This is a genomic window from Pararhizobium gei (genome assembly GCF_029223885.1).
Classification (GTDB): domain Bacteria; phylum Pseudomonadota; class Alphaproteobacteria; order Rhizobiales; family Rhizobiaceae; genus Pararhizobium; species Pararhizobium gei.
In genome coordinates this window covers 3,590,489-3,609,309 of record NZ_CP119409.1, presented here as the reverse complement: position 1 = coordinate 3,609,309, position 18,821 = coordinate 3,590,489, and the positions used below count along the sequence as shown (strand labels likewise).

Below are 18,821 nucleotides of genomic sequence, written 5' to 3'. Positions count from 1 at the left end.
TCATTCTCCCTTGCCACCGAATTTTTCGATCGAGGCAGCGAGTTCCCCATGATCTTTGGCGTAGGTTTTCAATGGGATATCGGCGACGGCTGCGGCCCACGCCTGCTGCACTGCGCGCACGCCGGCGGCAGGGCCGCCCGGATGGCTGACAATGCCGCCGCCGCAGAGATACAGCAGATCGGTCGTGCGGCCGGTGCGGCGATAGGTTTCCGGCGCCTGCCCGCCCCACTGGCCAGAGCCAGCGACGGGAAGGGCGCAGTCGGATGGGTCAAACAGAGGCGTGGTGACGGCCTTGAAGCTTTCGACGAAGCTGTCGTCCGGCTCCCAGTATTTGACGCCGATGCCGTTGATCTGAAACTGATCCACACCGAGCAGGCGCCAGAATTGCTGCCAAACCTTGAAATCAAAGCCGATGCCTGGGTGGCGCGTCAGGACATCCCAACCATTGCGATGGGCGTGAAGGACAAGCCCCGAGCGTTTGCGAAGGAACGACATGGCACCCATGCCGATCGAATTGATATTGACAACCGCGCAATTGCCGCCGGCTTCAAGGACCAGATCGTGATTGCGCATCATCTCGTCGGGATCGGTGTGCGAGATGCCAAAGGCATACATCACCTTCTTGCCGGTTTTCTGTTCGTGATTGAGGATCTTCGGCATGATGGCGGAGACGCGCTCGCGCAAGGGCGAGTAGACGGGGCTCATCAGCTTCTCGTCGTCCTTGATGAAATCCACACCGGACGTGATCAGCTCGCCGACAAGTTCGGCTGTTTCATGCGGACGCAAGCCGAGCGCCGGTTTGACAATGGTGCCGATGATCGGACGGTCGTGGACGCCGGTGAGCCGACGACTGCCTGGAAGGCCGAACTGCGGGCCGGGATAGGCGGCCTTGTATTCGTGGGGCAGCTTCAGATCGACGACGCGCAGGCCGGTTATGCCGCGGATCGAAAAGATGCCGCCGACCGCAATCGTCATCAGCGCGGCGAGGTCGGTGCCCACGGCATCGAGCGGAAAGCCGATATCGACGTCGGCGCGGCGGATGGCACCGTGACCGGCTGGCGCCTCGGGCCAGCTCGGCGTTCTGGTTTCGGGAAGCGGGCGAAGAGCCAGGACTTGCGCGGCGACACGGGCTTTCAGTTCCGGCGTTTCGCCGGGAACGGGCACAAAGGTGCCGGTCGACTGGTCGCTGGCGATTTTTTCCGCCATTGCTTCGATACTGCCGGGGGTTTCGATCCTGTAGGTCACGACGATCATGGCGGCCCATTCCTCCTTGAGCGCCGATGTCGCTGGCGCAATTTTTGCAACTGGTATAATGAGTATATCAATTGACGCAAGGTGGCTTTGCTCGACGGATTGAAAATATATGCCGTTGGGTTATTCAGGTCGTAGAGATGTGGTCACAGAGAAACGGCGGGGCACCATGAGCCAGACTGAACTGATCGTTCGCCGCAAGCTGTCCGATGAGGTTTTCGCGCGGCTGAAAGCCATGATTGCCACGGGGGAACTGCAGCCCGGCGACGAAATGCCGTCTGAACGGGAACTGATGGAGCGCTTCGGGGTTGGCCGACCGGCGATTCGCGAGGCGATGCAGGCGCTGGCCGGCATGGGGCTTGTCGCGATTTCGCATGGCGAACGCGCCAAGGTGCTGGAACTCACCGCGCAATCGATTTTCCGGCAGATGGACATGACGGCGAAGATCATGCTGGCGAAGTCCTCGGACTCGCTCGAATATCTGAAAAGCGCCCGCATTTTCTTCGAGCGCGGCATGGCACGCGAGGCGGCGCAAAAGCGCAGCCTGGCCGATATTGCAGCTTTGCGGGAAATCCTCGAGCGTCAACGCGGATCGCTCGGTGATGCGGAAGCCTTTATTTCCGCCGATATGGAATTTCACACGCGCATTGCCCGGATTTCCGGAAACCCGATCTATGCCGCAGTCAGCGACGCAATGCTGGCATGGCTCAAGGAATATCACACGGATATGCTGATCTGGACCGGCAAGGAGAAATTCACGCTTGTCGAGCACGAAGAAATTATCAGCTGTCTAGAGGCTGGCAATCCCGAAGAAGCCGAGCAGGCGGTCTCGAAGCACCTGGAGCGGTCGAGGGCTCTCTATTCGGCGAGATGAGGCTCGGAGATTGGCGTCGATGCAGCCGAATCACCTATGCGCCGACGACAGGGCTGGCTTGTTGCATTGGCGCTGTTTCAGGCAAGCGGGCGAGGGTATGTTGTCCTCATCAAAAGACGCCGGGGCAACAAGCTGCTGACGTCGCCACCGAACCTCACGAAAGGGGATCATCATGAACGTCGCTCGCTCCTTCAACAACTGGCGCAAATACCGTCAGACAGTCACCGAACTCGGCCGCATGTCCTCGCGCGAATTGCGCGACCTTGGCATTGATCGCGCCGATATCCAGACTGTTGCACGCGCTTCTGTCGCTGGCTGAAGCAAGCATCTAACACCTCTATCTCACATAAAACGCCCGCCTCAAGCGGGCGTTTTGCATGTGAAGCGATGCTTCTTTCCGAAACGCGCTGGTCGTCTGTCGTTCCGGGTGGCGCCGTCAGGCGCCGCCTTTGACCCGTGCCAGGCCGGTCCGGGCCGGTTCATATTTCGGGTCGAGCTTGAGGGCATGCGAATAGGATTTTATAGCCTTCGCCGTTTCGCCACGGCGCTCGTAGACCAGCGCCTGATTTGCCCAGGATTCGGCGATCCTGCCGTTCAAGGTAATCGCGGTGTTGAAGTCCGAGAATGCGTTGTCGTCGTCATTGGTGGCGACATAGGACAAGCCGCGGCCATTATACGGTTCCGGCGAGTTCGCCGACAGCGAGATCGCGGTCGAAAAATCCTCGATCGCCTGGGTGTGCTGCTTGCGCGCCTGATAGATTAAGCCGCGATTGTGATAGGCGCGCGGGTCGGTCGTGTCGAGTTCGATCGCCTTGTTGAAATCGCTGAAGGCCCGGTCGAGCTGGCCAGCCTGGCGGTAGAGATTGCCGCGACCGATATAGGCGACGTCATAGCGCGGATTGAGCTGAAGGGCGGCGTTGTAATCGGACTGGGCCGCCGACTGATCTCCCATGTTCCGCTGGACCAAAGCTCTGTTCGCATAGGCCTGGTAAAAACGGGGGTTCAGTTCGATCGCCTTGTTGAAGTCGCCAAGCGCGCGGCGGAATTCGCCGGCACGGCCATAAGCAGAGCCACGGACATTGTAGCCTTCGGGATCGTTCGGATTGGATGCTATCACGCTGGAAAGCGAAGCGATGTTCTGCTCCGACCCCTGCGCCCGCTCGACGCGCATCATGTCGCTTGACGGATCCGCGGTCTGGCAGCCCGAAAGAATCAGCGTGGTGACGGCCAGCAGCGATGCGCCGAACAGCCGGTAGGCATGGCTCCTCTGAGCAGGAAAGCGCACGGAACGATCGGAAAAATCCGCAGTCTTGGCAGTCGATGTCAAGGTCGATCCCTCAATTAAGCGAAGCCTCGGGCGCATGCTCCGATGCGCCTTGCGGCTATGCGGATTGACATGCGCGGTTCAGTCTAAGCGCTTTTCAGACATCGGTCTCGATGCCGGTTCCATGTCGCGCGCAAGACATTGCAGTATAGTTTAACTGCTGCCCTTTTCCAGACAATGTCCGGAAATCCGTGGTTGGAATGCACAGAGGCGTATTCAAACGGAAACGGCGGCGGCGAACCTGTCGCCCCCGCCGGGATTAGCGCTTTTTGCGCCTGACGCGCCGATCAGCGTGCCGGAGCAGCCGCAGCAGGACGGCCGCCCGGAATGAGACCTTCGCGCTGTGCACGCTTGCGCGCCAGCTTGCGAACGCGGCGGACCGCTTCGGCCTTTTCGCGGGCACGCTTCTGGGACGGCTTTTCGTAGAAATCACGCATCTTCATTTCGCGGAAAATGCCTTCGCGCTGCATCTTCTTCTTGAGTGCGCGAAGCGCTTGATCGACGTTGTTGTCGCGGACTAGTACCTGCACGTTAATCCCGTTCCTTTGGTTTCGAGTGATCGCCTCATGAAGTCAGGTCAACGAGGCAAAAAAATAATGTTCGCGGAGCCACAGGGCTTTACGATTGAGAAGAGCGGATACCAGATCGATTGGCGGAAGTCCAGTCGGGACTTGTAGCCTCGATCAAAAAGTGACGACAAGATCTCCATGGATGCCTTGATACGCGGAGGTCGTCGATGCTCTTTGCCTTTAGGGTCGTATAACCGCCGAACGCCGGAACCGCCTCGTGCGATACAGGCGTCGCATGTCGCAACGGATGCGACCAGCGTCGTCTCGCGTCGCAAAAGAAACGTTGCGGACGCTCGGGATTTGCGATTTCTAACGACGACGACAAGAATTCACCGGCCTGTCGGCGGGATCTACGGAGTGTGAAGGCGCATGCGCAAATATTCGGTTTTTGCTGTCGCTCGCGAAGCGATGCGCGGACACAAGGGGTGGGAGGCGCAGTGGACCTCGCCCGAGCCGCGCAAGGAATATGATGTCATCATCATCGGTGCCGGCGGCCACGGTCTGGGCACTGCCTATTACCTCGCCAAGGAACATGGCATCACCAACATTGCGGTGCTGGAAAAGGGCTGGCTCGGCGGCGGCAATACCGGCCGCAACACCACCATCATCCGCTCCAACTATCTCTATGACGAGAGCGCCGGCATCTACGACCATGCGCTGAAGCTCTGGGATGGCCTCAGCCAGGACCTCAACTACAACGTGATGTATTCGGCGCGCGGCGTGATGATGCTGTCGCACAATATTCATGACCAGCAGGTTTTCAAGCGGCACATCCATGCGAACCGCCTGAACGGAATCGACAACGAGTGGCTGACGCCCGAGCAGGCGCAGGAATTTTGCCCGCCGCTCGATATTTCCCGCTCGGCCCGCTACCCGATCAATGGTGCCGCCCTGCAGCGCCGCGGCGGCACGGCCCGCCACGATGCGGTCGCCTGGGGTTATGCCCGCGCGGCTGCCGATCGCGGCGTACACATTATCCAGAATTGCGAAGTCACCGGTATTCGCCGCAATCCGGACGGTTCGGTTTCCGGCGTCGATACCAATCGCGGCCAGATCAATGCCAAGAAGGTCGGCGTCGTTGCGGCCGGTCATACCTCGGTGCTGATGGAAATGGCCGGCGTGCGCATGCCGCTGGTCAGCTATCCGCTGCAGGCGCTGGTCTCCGAGCCGGTCAAGCCGATCTTCCCCTGCGTCGTGATGTCCAACACCGTGCATGCCTATATCTCGCAGTCCGACAAGGGCGAACTCGTCATCGGAGCCGGAACGGACCAGTATTCGTCCTACTCCCAGACAGGCGGCCTGCAGATCATCACGCACACGCTCGACGCGATCTGTGAGCTGTTCCCGATCTTCCGGCGCATGAAGATGATGCGCTCCTGGGGCGGCATCGTCGATGTCACGCCGGATCGCTCGCCGATTCTGGCAAAAACGCCTGTCCAGGGCCTTTACGTCAACTGTGGCTGGGGCACCGGCGGTTTCAAGGCAACTCCGGGTTCGGCCAATGTCTTTGCCCACACCATCGCCAACGACGCGCCCCACAGGATCAACGCGCCGTTCACGCTGGAACGCTTCCGCTCGGGCCGCCTGATCGACGAAGCGGCCGCCGCCGCCGTTGCGCATTAAAGGGGAAACACAATGCTTCTGATCTATTGTCCCTATTGCGAGGAAGAGCGTTCCGAGCTCGAATTCCGCCAGGCCGGCGACGCCCATATTGCGCGTCCGACCACGATGACCGAGATGTCCGACGAGGACTTCGAGGCGTTCTTCTTCCTGCGCGACAATGTGAAGGGTCTGACCTTCGAGCGCTGGCGGCATCTCAACGGTTGCGGCCGCTTCTTCAACGCCGCCCGCGATACCGTCAGCGACAAGTTCCTGACCACCTACAAGGCCGGCCTGCCGCGCCCCGATGTCAGCACGTTGCGCCCCGCCGCATCGGCCCCTGTCGAAACTTATGAAGCCACGGAGTCAGACGCGAAATGAGCGGCGCCAATCGTATTCCCGGTGCAGGCCGTCTCGTTCCTGCAAAGACTGCCCGTTTCTTCTTCGACGGCAAAAGCTATGCCGCCCTTGAGGGCGATACCGTCGCGTCCGCGCTTCTTGCCAACGGCGTGCATCTCGTCGGCCGCTCGTTCAAATATCACCGCCCGCGCGGCATCGTCTCGGCCGGTGCCGAGGAGCCCAACGCCCTGATCGATGTGCAGCGTGATGCCGCCCGTCGGCAGCCGAACGTGCGCGCCACTGTCCAGGAAGTCTTCGACGGCATGAAGGTTGCCTCGCAGAACCGCTGGCCGTCGCTCGCTTTCGATGTCGGGGCGGTCAACAATCTGTTGGCGCCGTTCTTTGCCGCCGGTTTCTACTACAAGACCTTCATGTGGCCGAAACAGGCCTGGAAACATGTCTACGAGCCGCGCATCCGGGCCGCCGCCGGTCTTGGCGTTTCGCCTGATGAAGACGACACGGATCATTATTCCAGCCGTTACGCCCATTGCGACGTGCTCGTCATCGGCGCCGGGGTAGCCGGTCTTTCGGCAGCGCTCGCCGCTGCCAGAACGGGCGCGCGCGTGATCATCTGCGATGAGCAGCCGGAAGTCGGCGGCGCCCTGCATTTTGACAAGAGCGTCGTCATCGACGGTCTCGATGGTTTTGCCTGGACGCAGAAGACGGCGTCCGCGCTGGCTGCACTGGCGAATGTCAGGATTCTCCCGCGCACGACAGCCTTCGGCTATTACGCCCAGAACTTCGTCGGCCTTTCCGAACGCGTCACCGAACATCTGGCGAAGCCCGACCGCAAGCTGCCGCGCGAACGCCTCTGGCAGGTCCGCGCCAAGCGCGTGATCATCGCCACCGGTGCGATCGAACGTCATATGGTCTTTGCCAACAATGATCGCCCTGGCATCATGCTGGCGTCTGCCGCACGGACCTTCCTCAACCATTTCGGCGTCGCCGTCGGCAAGAAGATCGGCGTCTACACGGCCAATGACTCGGCCTATGAAGCCGCATTCGACCTGAAGCGGGCGGGTATCGCCATCGCCGCCATCGTCGACAGCCGTGAAAAGCCGGGCGAGGGTGTTCTGGCGGAGGCCCGCGCGCTCGACATCGAGGTTCTCACCGGCCATGCGGTGGTTGATACCGCCGGCAAGCTGCGGATCTCCTCCATGTCGGTCACCCGCAACGGCGGCGGTGCTCCCCGCAAGATTGCCATCGACGCGCTGCTGACTTCGGCCGGGTGGACGCCCTCCGTGCACATGTTTTCGCAGTCGCGCGGCAAGGTTGCCTATGACTTCGAAAGCCAGCGTTTCCTTCCGGGAACCTATGCGCAGGATTGCCTGTCGGTCGGGGCCTGCAACGGCACCAATGACCTGCAAGCGACCATTGAGGAGTCACTGGCCGCAGGTGAACTGATGTCGAACGCATCCGGCTTCACGGCAATGGACAAGATCGAGATTCAGGCCAGCAATGCCTTCGCCTGGAGCGGTGGCATGGCGGGCAGTGCCGAGGGGGCGGGACCGGATACGACGGTCAAGGCTTTCATCGATTTCCAGAACGACGTCTGCGCCAAGGATATTCGTCTTGCGGTGCGCGAAGGCATGCACTCGATCGAGCATATCAAGCGCTTCACCACCAACGGCATGGCGACCGACCAGGGCAAGCTCTCCAATATCCACGGTCTGGCGATCGCCGCCGAAACGCTCGGTCGCGAAATTCCGAAGATCGGTCTCACCACCTTCCGCGCGCCCTATACGCCGGTGACCTTCGGCACGCTGATCAACCATTCGCGTGGCGAGCTGTTCGATCCGACCCGCAAGACGCCGATGCACGCACTGGAAGAGCGCCAAGGCGCTGTGTTCGAGGATGTCGGCCAGTGGAAGCGCGCCTGGTACTATGCAAGGGCGGGCGAAGACATGCATCAGGCCGTCAACCGCGAGTGCAAGACCGTGCGCGAGGTCGCCGGCATGTTCGATGCCTCGACGCTCGGCAAGATCGAGGTCGTCGGCCCTGATGCGGCGCAGTTTCTCAACCTGATCTACACCAACAGCTGGGACACGCTGAAGCCTGGCCGCTGCCGCTACGGCATCATGCTGCGCGAAGACGGCTTCGTCTATGACGACGGCGTCGTCGGGCGCATGGCGGAGGATCGCTTTCATGTGACGACGACGACCGGCGGTGCCGCCCGCGTCATGAACCACATGGAAGACTATCTGCAGACAGAATTCCCGCATCTGAACGTCTGGCTGACATCCGCCACCGAACAATGGGCTGTGATCGCCGTCCAGGGTCCGAAGGCGCGCGAAATCATCGCGCCGCTGGTCGAAGGCATCGACCTGTCGAACGAGGCGTTTCCGCATATGAGCGTCCGCGAGGGAACGATCTGCGGTGTGCCGACCCGGCTTTTCCGCATGTCGTTTACCGGTGAGGCAGGCTTTGAAGTCAACGTTCCCGCCGATTTCGGCCCGGCCGTCTGGGCTGCGATTTACGCACGCGCCGAAGCGCTCGGGGCCTGCGCCTATGGCACCGAGGCGATGCATATTCTGCGCGCAGAGAAGGGCTATATCATCGTCGGCCAGGATACGGACGGCACGGTCACACCGGATGATGCCTCGCTCGGATGGGCTGTGGGCAAGAAGAAGACGGACTTTGTCGGCATCCGCGGCCTGCGCCGCCCGGATCTGGTGGCCGATGGCCGCAAGCAGCTGGTCGGTCTCCTGACCAAGGACCCGAAGGTCGTGCTGGAAGAAGGCGCGCAGATCGTGGCCGATCCGAACCAGACCGTGCCGATGACGATGATCGGTCACGTGACTTCGGCTTACTGGTCGGAAAACTGCGGCCGTTCAATTGCACTGGCGCTGGTGGCCGGAGGCAAGGCCCGCATCGGCGAAACGCTCTATGTGCCCATGCCCGACGGAACGATTGCCGTCGAGGTCAGTGATATGGTGTTCTTTGACAAGGAAGGAGGCCGTCTCCATGGCTGATTTGGCTCAACGCACCCTGCCGCTTGCAGGTTTTCACGGTGGCTCCGGCGCTGCGTCTTTGTCGGTGGCGAAGCCCGCCACCCGCATCTCGCTGCGCGCCAAGCCAGATGCCGTAGACGCGCTGTCCAGTGCGCTTGCTCTTCCGCTTCCCACGAAGCCGAAAACCTCGGCATCGTCAGACACACGCCATGCGCTTTGGCTCGGGCCGGACGAATGGCTTGTCATTGACGAGAACGAGGCCGACCTGATGGCGGCGGTTGCGTCGAGCAATGTGCTGCATTCGGCGACGGACATTTCACATCGCAACACGGCTATCCTCGTCAAGGGACGCGCCGCCGAAACGGCGATCAACGGCGGCTGCCCGCAGGACCTGTCGCTGGCTGCCTTTCCTGTCGGTGCCTGCTCGCGCACCGTGCTGGCCAAGGCCGAGATCGTGCTTCTGCGTACCGCCGAGGATGCGTTCCGGGTCGAATGCTGGCGGTCATTTTCGCCCTATGTATTTCGGTTGCTTTCCGAGGCTGCGGAAGACGCTGGGAATTGCTTGCTGCTAAGCTCAAAATCTTCGTGCGGGGAGTAATCTCCGCGCGAGTTAATCAATTCGCAATATGGTTACCAGTTATCGACTGTTGTAGTAGTGGAAAGTTTGAATCAGAAAATGGCAGTACGTTAGAAAAGATTTTTTTCCAAAAACTTATTTTTCTGAATTTGTCTTCATCGTATGCCCTTGATACAATTGCCTCGTTATAACTCATTGCCCGTAGCGCTTTATATACCGGAGGGTTTTCTATAGTGTATTCAGTATAGGAATTTTTTATTTTTATTAGCAAATCTTCGTTTCGTTCCGTGTTTTTTATGTTTTGTGCTGAATCTAAGAGCCTAGAAAGTTGTTTGTAAATAGATTCGTTGGCCCTGGCTTTCGTCGAAAAACCAATAACGATATCTAAAGCAGCTATCACGCCATTAAAAAAGGTTAACAAAACTGCAACGAGCTGAGAAACCTCGGTAGAAAAGAAAAACCCGGTTAGCGCAACGGATGCGCTGCCACTTGTGATGAGCACAAATAACATTGCAAGCCTGTGCATCCTTTCAAAGAAAATTCGTCTCTTTGAATAGTAACGAATGTCTTGCTCAATAAAGAATTCTAGCTGTTCGAAATTTTCATCAATTTCGATGGGATCAAGCATGTATTCTCCATAGTCCGTTAGCGTCGTGGTTTAGGCAAGGGTGATGTGGGCAATTCTGGCCGCGGTTTTGGTCGAGTAGGAATGGGCGCTGGCCAGTCTTGAATTGCGGTCGAAACTTCCAGGCCTTCCGCCAAGACCATATCAGAAGTGTTGCTGATTCGCGTTTCGTCAAATTTAACGTCCAATTTTTCAACGCTGCGGGCAAGCCCGTCAAGCGCTGCGCGCGAGATCAGATCGCAATAGAGCGAGATCGCACGCGACGCGTCGTCATTGCCGGGGATCGGGAAATCGATCCGGTCCGGATCGCAGTTCGAATCGATGATCGCGACGACCGGAATGCCAAGACGCTTGGCTTCTTTGATCGCAATCGATTCCTTGTTGGTGTCGATGATGAACATCAGGTCCGGAACGCCGCCCATGTCGCGGATACCGCCGAGGGCGCGGTTCAGTTTCTCGCGCTCTCGCTCGAGGTTCAGGCGTTCCTTCTTGGTGAAGCCCGAAGCTTCCGAAGTCAGGATTTCGTCCAGCTTGCGAAGACGCTGGATCGAGTTCGAAATCGTCTTCCAGTTGGTCATCATGCCGCCGAGCCAGCGGGCATTGACGTAGTACTGGGCCGAACGCTTGGCCGCATCGGCGATGATTTCCGATGCCTGACGCTTGGTACCGACGAACAGAACGCGGCCGCCCTTGGCAACCGTGTCGCTGACAACCTGCAGGGCGCGCGATAGCAACGGAATGGTCTGAGCGAGGTCGATAATGTGAACGTCCGAACGAGCGCCGAAGATGTACGGCTTCATCTTCGGGTTCCAGCGCCGAGTCTGGTGACCAAAGTGAACGCCAGCTTCCAGAAGCTGACGCATGCTGAAATCAGGCAATGCCATTAAATAATCCAAATATTTTAGTTTTAAAAAATCTACACAATTCCTAATATTCGTCTAGTTTTTTTACATAAATAAAACTGTGCATTTGGAATTTAAAGCGTTAATTTTATCGTTAAACATCCTCCGGCCGGTCCTTCGGGTCGAACTGGATGATCGTCAGCCAGTTGGCGGTCAGCGCGGGTTTGCGCTCGCCCTCGATATCGACTGTCACGTCGTAGGTGACCATCAGCATGCCGCCGCCCCGGAAGCGGGCCTCGGCCATAGTGAAGCGGCCGCGCACTTTGGCGCCGCTCTTCACCGGGGTCATGAAGCGGACCTTGTCGAAGCCGTAGTTGATGCCCATCGTCTGTTCGCGCACGCGCGGCAGGCAGTTGTAATTCATCGCCGACAGCAGCGAGAGCGACAGAAAGCCATGGGCGATCGTGCCGCCGAAGGGCGTTTCGGCGGCGGCGCGCACCGGGTCCGTATGAATGAACTGATGGTCGCCGGTCGCCTCGGCAAAAGTGTCGATCGTCTGTTGCGAGACGGTGATCCAGTCGGAGACCCCGATCTCCGTACCAACGAGACCCTTGATGTCAGAAAGCGAAATTTCTTGCGGCATAGGGATTCCGATCAAAACGGTCTGCGAGCATCTTACGCATTGTCCATGACAAGCGGCAAATCAAGCGGCCAGTATAGTTCAAAGAATTTCAGCGTAGAAACCGACGCTGCGAGCGGCAATCATCTGATGTCCGGCATCGGTGGATGGCAACAGGCTTTGCCACCGGGAGGCCGGGCTTTGCGGCAGCCGGACAGGGTGTGGGGCATGGCCGCGGTTGACCACGATTGCAAGACGGGTGGCCTTGTTCTGGGCAGCGTCGGCAGTTTTTACCATCATGACCAGTGCGCTTGTCTCGGCATTTTCCCAATCTGCGACCTGCATAGGCTGTCCATCCAGCCGCAACCATTCCACGTCGCCATTTCCGGAAAAGAAGGCGGCATCACCAAACACGCTGAAACGGGTGCGTATTGCAGCCAGTGCTGCGGTATGTGCGACAAGCTCTTCATCCAGCGTTACCCAGTCTATCCAGGTCAGCTCGTTGTCCTGGCAATAGGCATTGTTATTGCCGCGCTGGCTGCGGCCGCCCTCATCGCCGGCGGTCAGCATGATGGCGCCCTTGCTGGCAAACAATGTCGACAGAAGCCCCATGACATCGCGGCGGCGCGATCCGCCTATCTCTGGATCGCGCGTCGCGCCCTCTGCGCCATTGTTCCAGGAGTGGTTTTCGTTGTGGCCGTCGCGATTGTCCTCGCCATTCGCCTCATTGTGTTTGCCCGCGTAGGAGACGAGATCCATCAGCGTGAAACCGTCATGGGCGGCAATGAAGGTGACGCTGCGGGTTGCTTTGCCGCCGCCGCGGGCAAAAATGGGCGAGGAGCCTGCCAGCACGGTTGCGAGATCGCCGATGGTGTGGCGGTCTCCGCGCCAGACGCGGCGCAGGTCGTCGCGCGCGCGGTCGTTCCATTCGAGAAAGGGCGCGGGGAAGTTGCCGAGCTGGTAGCCGCCGGGACCGATATCCCAGGGTTCGGCGATCAGAACGCGATCCCTAAGCACTGGGTCGGCGAGCATTTCCTGCAGCAAGACCGCGTCGCTGCGAAAGCCGCTCGCGTCGCGGCCGAGGATCGAACCGAGATCGAAGCGGAAGCCGTCGATGCCGGCCGAGCTTACGAAGTGACGCAGGCTGTCGAGGATCAGGCGACGCACGACAGGATCGTCGCAGGCGATGGTGTTGCCGCAGCCGGTATCGTTGACGAGGTCGCCGGGCCGCCCGGGGACGTGGCGATAATAGGTGTGGTTGTCGAGGCCGCGCATGGACAGCGTCGCCCCGAGACGGTCGCTTTCGCCAGAATGATTGAAGACGAGGTCGAGGATGACAGCGATGCCGGCGTCATGCAGAGTTGCCACGGTGTCCTTGAGTTCCGTAACGCCGCCGGGCACGAGACGTTGATCAAGCGCCATGAAGGCGACCGGATTGTAGCCCCAGCCATTGGTGAGGCCAAGCGGTGGCAGATGGCGTTCGTCGATCCATGCGGTGATCGGCATCAGTTCGACAGCCGCAACGCCGATACGCTTGAGATGCGCGAGAACGGACGGATGCGCCAGCGCGCCGACGGTGCCGCGCAGCGCGTCCGGAACATCCGGATGCAGCATGGTGAAAGGCCGCACGGCGATTTCGTAGATCAGGCCACCCGTCCGGTAGAGCGGCGCGGCCAAACCTGCCTTGACCTCGTCCGTGACGATCGCCTTCGGAACGAGATCGGCTGTATCGTCGCCGAAGGCCGAGAGGCGCGGATCGTAGCGGAAGGGCCGGTCCAGTTCACGGGCATAGGGATCGACCAGCAGTTTTGACGGATCGAACCAAAGGCCGCGATCCGGATCGTAGTCGCCCCAGGCCCGGTAGCCATAGCGCGTGCCTATGGGAACGTCGGCAATCATCAGGCTGTGAACGCCATCCTCGCCGCGCTGCATCGGCAGGCGGCGCACCTCCTGGTCACCGGTTTCATCAAAAAGGCAAAGCTCGATGCCGGAAGCGGAGCTTGACCAGATGACGAAGGTGGTTCCCTGAGACGTTAGCGTGGCACCAAAAGGGGACGGCTGCAGCATGAATTCACCTTGAAGGTCGGATGAAAAATCGATTTGTGCCGGCTTTGCTGCGGGTTGCAAGCGGGAATCCATGCTCACAAAGCTTCAAAGCGCGCTTCGGAATGTCCATTTCACGATATAGTCGCCGTTGCGCTTCAGCTTCGTTTTTGTCTTGACCTGAACAGATCCGCCCAAGGCAGATTGCGCATTCTCAAACGCTTGCCGTGCTTCGGCCATGGCCCGGTGATAAACGCCGTTATCGCGTTTCGGGCTTTCGGCGATCTCTTTGAATAACGCTGCCATATCCGGTCCGTCGTCGCGCATAGGATTGCCTCCATCTATTCCTGTGCGTTCAGCATCTTGGCCAAGTGCCACTCGCCCTTGTCGTCCTTTTCAACGCGCTTGTTGCCCCGGTAGCATCTGAGCTTGCCAGCCTGCTTGTCCATGACGAGGCGGGTGGGGGAAAACTTGGATTTGGCATTTTCGCCTATGGCGGCGGCAAGCGCTTCCTTGAATTTTCCGGCTTTGTAGAGGGCGACGAGTTCGTCGTCGGTCATTGGCGCGGCTCCTTCCGGGCTGGCTGCAGGCATAAGCGCTTGCGGACATGGGGGCACGGCCATGAAACCGTTCCGTGGGTCGTCTTTAAAGGCGCAGAAAACCGGCCTCCCCTTTGGAGCGAAGGCCGGTGAGCTTCTTTTAGATTATCCGTTCAGGTAATGACAGTCGGTTCCGTCCGTCCTGTCCGCGTCTTGATCCCGGCGATTTCATCAGCGACGGCGATAAGGTCGGCCAGCGCGTCCTGGGTATCGATGTCGTGCCGGGCCGCGTCGGGCTCGTAACGTTCGATATAAACCCGCAAGGTGGCGCCGGATGTCCCCGTGCCGGACAGCCGGAAGACGACACGGGAGCCGCCTTCGAAAAGGATGCGGATGCCCTGATTGTTGCTGACGGATTTGTCCACCGGATCATTATAGGAAAAATCGTCGGCCGTAGCGACCGTCAGCGCGCCGAAGCTTTTTCCGGGCAGGGTGGCGAGCTGGTCGCGGAGTGCGGTCACCAGGCCGTTCGCCGCCTCGCTGTCGACCTCTTCATAATCGTGGCGGGAATAATAGTTGCGGCCATAGGTCGTCCAATGCTGGCGGACGATATCGATGGCGCTTTCCTTGCGCACGGCGAGGATGTTGAGCCAGAGCAGGACCGCCCAGAGACCGTCCTTTTCGCGAACATGGTCCGAACCGGTGCCGGCACTTTCCTCGCCGCAGATGGTGACGCGGCCGTCGTCCATCAGGTTTCCGAAGAATTTCCAGCCAGTGGGTGTTTCATAAATGCCGATGCCCAGCTTTTCCGCAACCCGATCGGCGGCAGCACTTGTCGGCATGGAGCGGGCGATGCCGGCGAGGCCCTTGGAATAGCCGGGCGCAAGCGTCGCGTTGGCAGCCAGCATGGCAAGGCTGTCGGACGGCGTGATGAAGATGCCCTTGCCGATGATCAGGTTTCGGTCGCCGTCTCCGTCGGAGGCAGCGCCGAAATCCGGCGCGTTTTCGCTCATCATTTCCTCGTAGAGGGCGCGGGCATGAACGAGGTTCGGATCCGGGTGATGACCGCCGAAATCGGGCAGGGGTATGAAGTTGAGAACCGAGCCTTTGGCGGCCCCGAGGCGGTTTTCCAGGATTTCCTTGGCATACGGACCGGTGACGGCGCTCATGGCGTCGAAAACGATACGGAAGCCGCCGGACAGGAGGTTGCGGATGGCCTGGAAGTCGAAAAGCTGTTCCATCAATTCCGCATAGTCCGCGACCGGGTTGATCACCGCCACATCCATGCCGGCGACATGCTGGCTGCCTTCGACGTCGAGATTGATATCCGGCACGTCGGCGATCTTGTAGCTGTCGATGGACTTCGTGCGGGCGAAGATGGCATCGGTGACTTTTTCCGGTGCCGGGCCGCCATTGCCGATATTGTACTTGATGCCGAAATCTTCGGTCGGGCCGCCGGGATTATGGCTCGCCGAGAGCACGATGCCGCCGAAGGCCTTGTATTTGCGGATGACATTGGAGGCAGCCGGCGTCGACAGGATTCCGCCGCGCCCGACGAGCACCCGGCCGAAGCCATTGGCCGCCGCCATCTTGATGGCAATCTGGATCACCTCGCGATTGTAGAAGCGGCCATCGCCGCCGATCACCAAGGTTTCCCCTTGAAATCCTTCGAGGCTGTCGAAGATCGACTGGATGAAATTCTCGGCGTAATTTTTCTGCTGGAAGACAGGCACTTTCTTTCGCAGGCCGGATGTTCCAGGCTTCTGGTCCATATAGGGCGTGGTCTCAACGGTCTTCATCATGGGTTTTTAGCCTTTCGCAAGCAGACTGGAATAGAGATCGGCATAGTGCCGGGCACTCATATTCCAGGAAACGTCCGTTTTCATGCCCTGGGCCTGGAGACGGGCCCAGAGTTTTGGTTGGCGGTAGATCGAAAAGACGCGGCGCAGCACCTGGCGCAGGCCGCCATCGGAAACCGGCGAGAAGAGAAAGCCGGTCGCGACCCTGGCGGCGAGCGCTGCCTCATTGGCATCGATGATGGTATCGGCAAGCCCGCCGGTACGCGCCACGACAGGCACGCAGCCGTAGCGCAGCCCGTAGAGCTGGGTCAGTCCGCAGGGCTCGAAGCGCGAGGGTATGAGGATGGCATCGGCGCCGGCCTGCATCAGATGCGACAGGGGTTCGTTATAGCCTGTCACCATCCCGACACGACCGGGATGGACCGCCGCAGCCGTCTGAAAGGCGGCTTCAAGCGCAGGGTCGCCGGAGCCGAGAACGACGAGCTTTCCGCCATTGCCGACGATATCGCCGACGACTTCCGCAAGTATGTCCATACCCTTCTGCCAGGTGAGGCGGCTGATGACGCAGAAGATCGGTCCCGGTGTGTCGTCCAGCCCGAAATGAGCCGAGAGCGCCTTTCGATTGGCAGCGCGCTTCTTCATGGAGGAAGCGCCATAATTGGCTGCGATATGCGGGTCGGTCTGCGGGTTCCAAACATCAGTGTCGATACCGTTGACGATGCCGGTGAGCCTCGTCAGACGGGATGAAAGCAGGCCCTCGAAGCCCATGCCGAATTCCGGCGTGAGGATTTCCTGTGCATAGGAGGGGCTGACCGTGGTGATGGCGTCGGCCGCCTGCAGCCCGCCCTTCAGAAAGCCGATATCACCAAAATATTCCACATAATTGACGGAGAAAGCCTCCGGCGGCAGGGCGAGTTCAGGAAAGACCTGCGGCCCGAACCGTCCCTGGAAAGCGATATTGTGGATGGTGATGACCACGGGTGTGGCGCGGGCCGGCCCGAAGCGCATGTAAACCGGCGTCAGCGCGGCCTGCCAATCGTGGACATGCACGAGATCCGGCGTCCATTCCGAAAGAATTCCGCCGGCGATTTCCGCGGCCGCCAACGACAGTGCAGCAAAACGGCGGAAATTGTCGGGGTAATCCAGACCTGCCTTGTCGACATAAGGACCGCCGTCGCGGTCAAACAGGGCGGGCGCATCCAGCACCAGAAGATCAAGCCCGTCATGGCTGGCAGCAAGAATGGATGCAGGATGCCCGAAGAGATTATCGAACCCGCCGATCCGTTCCGCCTTCTTCAGTTTGCGCGTCACCTCCGGATAACCGGGCAACAGCGTGCGCATGCGCACGCCATGGGGCTTCATCGCCGCCGGAAGGGCGCCTGCCACATCGGCAAGGCCCCCTGTCTTGACCAGCGGAAAGACTTCGGATGCGACTGAAAGCACTTCCATCGCTACAGATCCAGCTTGTCGATCATCGCCTGGGTAATCAGGCAGATGCCGTTCTCCGAGCGGCGGAAGCGCTTGGCGTCGAATTCGGGATCGTCGCCGACGACAAGGCCTTCCGGGATAACAACGCGGCTGTCGATAACGACGTTCTTCAGGTTGGCATGGCGACCGATCTTGACGTTGGGAAGGATCACGGCGCCATCAAGGCGGGAGAAGGAATTCACCCGCACCCCGGTAAACAGCATGGACCGGTTGAGCGACGCGCCGGAAATGATGCAGTCGCCGGACACGAGAGAAGAGGTTGCCGAGCCGCGGCGGGTCTCATCGTCATGGACGAATTTCGCCGGCGGCTTGATTTCGGCGAAGGTCCAGACCGGCCACGTGCCGTCATAGATATCGAGTTCCGGAGTAACATGGGTGAGATCGATATTGGCCTGCCAATAGGCATCGATCGTGCCGACGTCGCGCCAATAGGCCTCACGCTCGAAGTTCGAGCGGACACAGGACTCGTTGAAGCGATGGGCGACGGCTTTGCCGTGGTTGACGATATAGGGAATGATGTCCTTGCCGAAATCGCGGCTGGAGGATGGATCTGCCGCGTCGCGGCGCAGGATATCCATCAGGAACTTGGTGTGGAACACATAGATGCCCATCGACGCCAGCGCCATGTCCGGGTTGCCGGGAATGCTCGGCGGGTCCGCGGGCTTTTCGACGAAGGCGATGATCTGGTCCTTGTCATCGACATGCATGACGCCGAAGCCAGTGGCCTCCATGCGCGGCACTTCGAGGCAGCCGATGGTGACGTCGGCGCCTGAATCGACGTGCTGCTGCAGCATCAACTCATAGTCCATCTTGTAGATATGATCGCCCGCCAGGATGACCATGTATTCGACGCCGTGATCCTCGATGATGTCGATGTTCTGGTACACGGCGTCCGCCGTGCCTTCGTACCACTGCGTTTCCGAAACGCGCTGCGATGCCGGCAGGATGTCGAAGCTCTCGTTGCGCTCTGGGCGGAAGAAATTCCAGCCGTTCTGGAGATGACGAATGAGTGAATGCGCCTTGTACTGCGTGGCGACGCCGATACGGCGGATACCGGAGTTCAACGCGTTCGACAATGCGAAGTCGATAATGCGGGCCTTGCCGCCGAAATAGACGGCGGGTTTGGCGCGACGGTCGGTCAGTTCCTTCAGGCGGCTTCCGCGCCCCCCGGCAAGGACATAGGCCATAGCGTCGCGGGCAAGCGGCTGTATGCGTTTTTCCATTGAATTTCCTCCCGATAGTATGGTTCCCGGCGCGGTTCACGCGTCCTGCGGACCAGTGTCCTCTCCAAATTATTCTTCTTGCGCGCCGTCTAAAATGGC

18 protein-coding genes are annotated in these 18,821 nt (G+C 59.8%); 6 read left to right on the top strand and 12 right to left on the bottom strand.

The genetic code is table 11. From position 1 onward, the window contains the following. Complete coding sequence (oiaX, locus tag PY308_RS17565; RefSeq protein ID WP_275785141.1) at nucleotides 1–1,254, bottom strand: 3-oxo-isoapionate-4-phosphate decarboxylase OiaX; 1,254 nt, start codon at nucleotides 1,252–1,254, stop codon at nucleotides 1–3. Between the two features lie 166 nt (nucleotides 1,255–1,420). On the opposite strand from oiaX, the gene PY308_RS17560 reads away from it, so the two are divergent. After that, entirely contained in the window at nucleotides 1,421–2,125 is a 705-nt protein-coding gene (locus tag PY308_RS17560) for a transcriptional regulator NanR (protein ID WP_275785139.1), read from the top strand. A gap of 172 nt (nucleotides 2,126–2,297) precedes the next feature. Then, a complete protein-coding gene (locus tag PY308_RS17555) occupies nucleotides 2,298–2,444 on the top strand; it encodes a DUF1127 domain-containing protein (RefSeq protein WP_275785137.1) in 147 nt (48 codons plus the stop codon). A 117-nt stretch (nucleotides 2,445–2,561) separates the two neighbouring features. Here the strand turns inward: PY308_RS17555 and PY308_RS17550 are convergent, their stop codons facing one another. Both PY308_RS17550 and rpsU read right to left on the bottom strand, forming a co-directional pair. Beyond that, nucleotides 2,562–3,452 (bottom strand): tetratricopeptide repeat protein, encoded by an 891-nt coding sequence (locus tag PY308_RS17550; RefSeq protein ID WP_434064166.1) that lies wholly within the window; start codon nucleotides 3,450–3,452, stop codon nucleotides 2,562–2,564. 284 nt (nucleotides 3,453–3,736) lie between these two features. Further along, nucleotides 3,737–4,009, bottom strand: coding sequence for a 30S ribosomal protein S21 (gene rpsU, locus PY308_RS17545; RefSeq protein WP_275791188.1), 273 nt, complete (start codon nucleotides 4,007–4,009; stop codon nucleotides 3,737–3,739). Nucleotides 4,010–4,387: 378 nt separating this feature from the next. Between rpsU and PY308_RS17540 the strand changes: the two genes are divergently transcribed. From PY308_RS17540 to PY308_RS17525, 4 genes are read left to right on the top strand one after another with little or no spacing between them, the layout of a single operon-like run. Further along, the gene (locus tag PY308_RS17540) at nucleotides 4,388–5,641 is read left to right on the top strand and encodes a sarcosine oxidase subunit beta (protein WP_275785132.1); all 1,254 of its coding nucleotides are present in this window, start codon (nucleotides 4,388–4,390) and stop codon (nucleotides 5,639–5,641) included. A gap of 12 nt (nucleotides 5,642–5,653) precedes the next feature. After that, entirely contained in the window at nucleotides 5,654–5,998 is a 345-nt protein-coding gene (locus PY308_RS17535; RefSeq protein WP_275785129.1) for a sarcosine oxidase subunit delta, read from the top strand. After that, nucleotides 5,995–8,988, top strand: a complete 2,994-nt coding sequence (locus tag PY308_RS17530) for a sarcosine oxidase subunit alpha (RefSeq protein ID WP_275785125.1) — start codon at nucleotides 5,995–5,997, stop codon at nucleotides 8,986–8,988. The genes PY308_RS17535 and PY308_RS17530 overlap by 4 nt, the downstream gene beginning before the upstream one ends. Further along, nucleotides 8,981–9,565, top strand: a complete 585-nt coding sequence (locus tag PY308_RS17525) for a sarcosine oxidase subunit gamma (RefSeq protein ID WP_275785122.1) — start codon at nucleotides 8,981–8,983, stop codon at nucleotides 9,563–9,565. The genes PY308_RS17530 and PY308_RS17525 overlap by 8 nt, the downstream gene beginning before the upstream one ends. A 16-nt stretch (nucleotides 9,566–9,581) precedes the next feature. Here PY308_RS17525 and PY308_RS17520 read toward each other — a convergent pair whose 3' ends face one another. The 9 genes from PY308_RS17520 to glgC all read right to left on the bottom strand — a co-directional run bounded on the left by PY308_RS17520 (nucleotide 9,582) and on the right by glgC (nucleotide 18,722). After that, nucleotides 9,582–10,172, bottom strand: a complete 591-nt coding sequence (locus tag PY308_RS17520) for a hypothetical protein (protein WP_275785120.1) — start codon at nucleotides 10,170–10,172, stop codon at nucleotides 9,582–9,584. A 17-nt stretch (nucleotides 10,173–10,189) separates the two neighbouring features. Continuing rightward, on the bottom strand, nucleotides 10,190–11,053 hold the full coding sequence (gene rpsB, locus PY308_RS17515; RefSeq protein WP_338051074.1) for a 30S ribosomal protein S2: 864 nt from the start codon (nucleotides 11,051–11,053) through the stop codon (nucleotides 10,190–10,192). Between the two features lie 112 nt (nucleotides 11,054–11,165). Further along, a complete protein-coding gene (locus tag PY308_RS17510; RefSeq protein ID WP_275785117.1) occupies nucleotides 11,166–11,654 on the bottom strand; it encodes a MaoC family dehydratase in 489 nt (162 codons plus the stop codon). Nucleotides 11,655–11,732: 78 nt separating this feature from the next. Next, nucleotides 11,733–13,697, bottom strand: coding sequence for a glycogen debranching protein GlgX (gene glgX / locus PY308_RS17505; RefSeq protein WP_275785114.1), 1,965 nt, complete (start codon nucleotides 13,695–13,697; stop codon nucleotides 11,733–11,735). A gap of 84 nt (nucleotides 13,698–13,781) precedes the next feature. After that, complete coding sequence (locus PY308_RS17500) at nucleotides 13,782–14,051, bottom strand: hypothetical protein (protein WP_434064165.1); 270 nt, start codon at nucleotides 14,049–14,051, stop codon at nucleotides 13,782–13,784. Next, nucleotides 14,015–14,233 carry a hypothetical protein gene (locus PY308_RS17495; RefSeq protein ID WP_275785111.1) on the bottom strand — a complete coding sequence of 73 codons (219 nt, stop codon included), beginning with the start codon at nucleotides 14,231–14,233 and terminating at the stop codon, nucleotides 14,015–14,017. The genes PY308_RS17500 and PY308_RS17495 overlap by 37 nt, the downstream gene beginning before the upstream one ends. 152 nt (nucleotides 14,234–14,385) lie before the next feature. Further along, a complete protein-coding gene (locus PY308_RS17490) occupies nucleotides 14,386–16,014 on the bottom strand; it encodes an alpha-D-glucose phosphate-specific phosphoglucomutase (protein ID WP_275785109.1) in 1,629 nt (542 codons plus the stop codon). A 6-nt stretch (nucleotides 16,015–16,020) separates the two neighbouring features. Further along, on the bottom strand, nucleotides 16,021–17,460 hold the full coding sequence (gene glgA, locus PY308_RS17485) for a glycogen synthase GlgA (protein ID WP_275785107.1): 1,440 nt from the start codon (nucleotides 17,458–17,460) through the stop codon (nucleotides 16,021–16,023). A 2-nt stretch (nucleotides 17,461–17,462) separates the two neighbouring features. Beyond that, on the bottom strand, nucleotides 17,463–18,722 hold the full coding sequence (glgC, locus tag PY308_RS17480) for a glucose-1-phosphate adenylyltransferase (protein ID WP_275785105.1): 1,260 nt from the start codon (nucleotides 18,720–18,722) through the stop codon (nucleotides 17,463–17,465). Nucleotides 18,723–18,821: the final 99 nt, after the last annotated feature.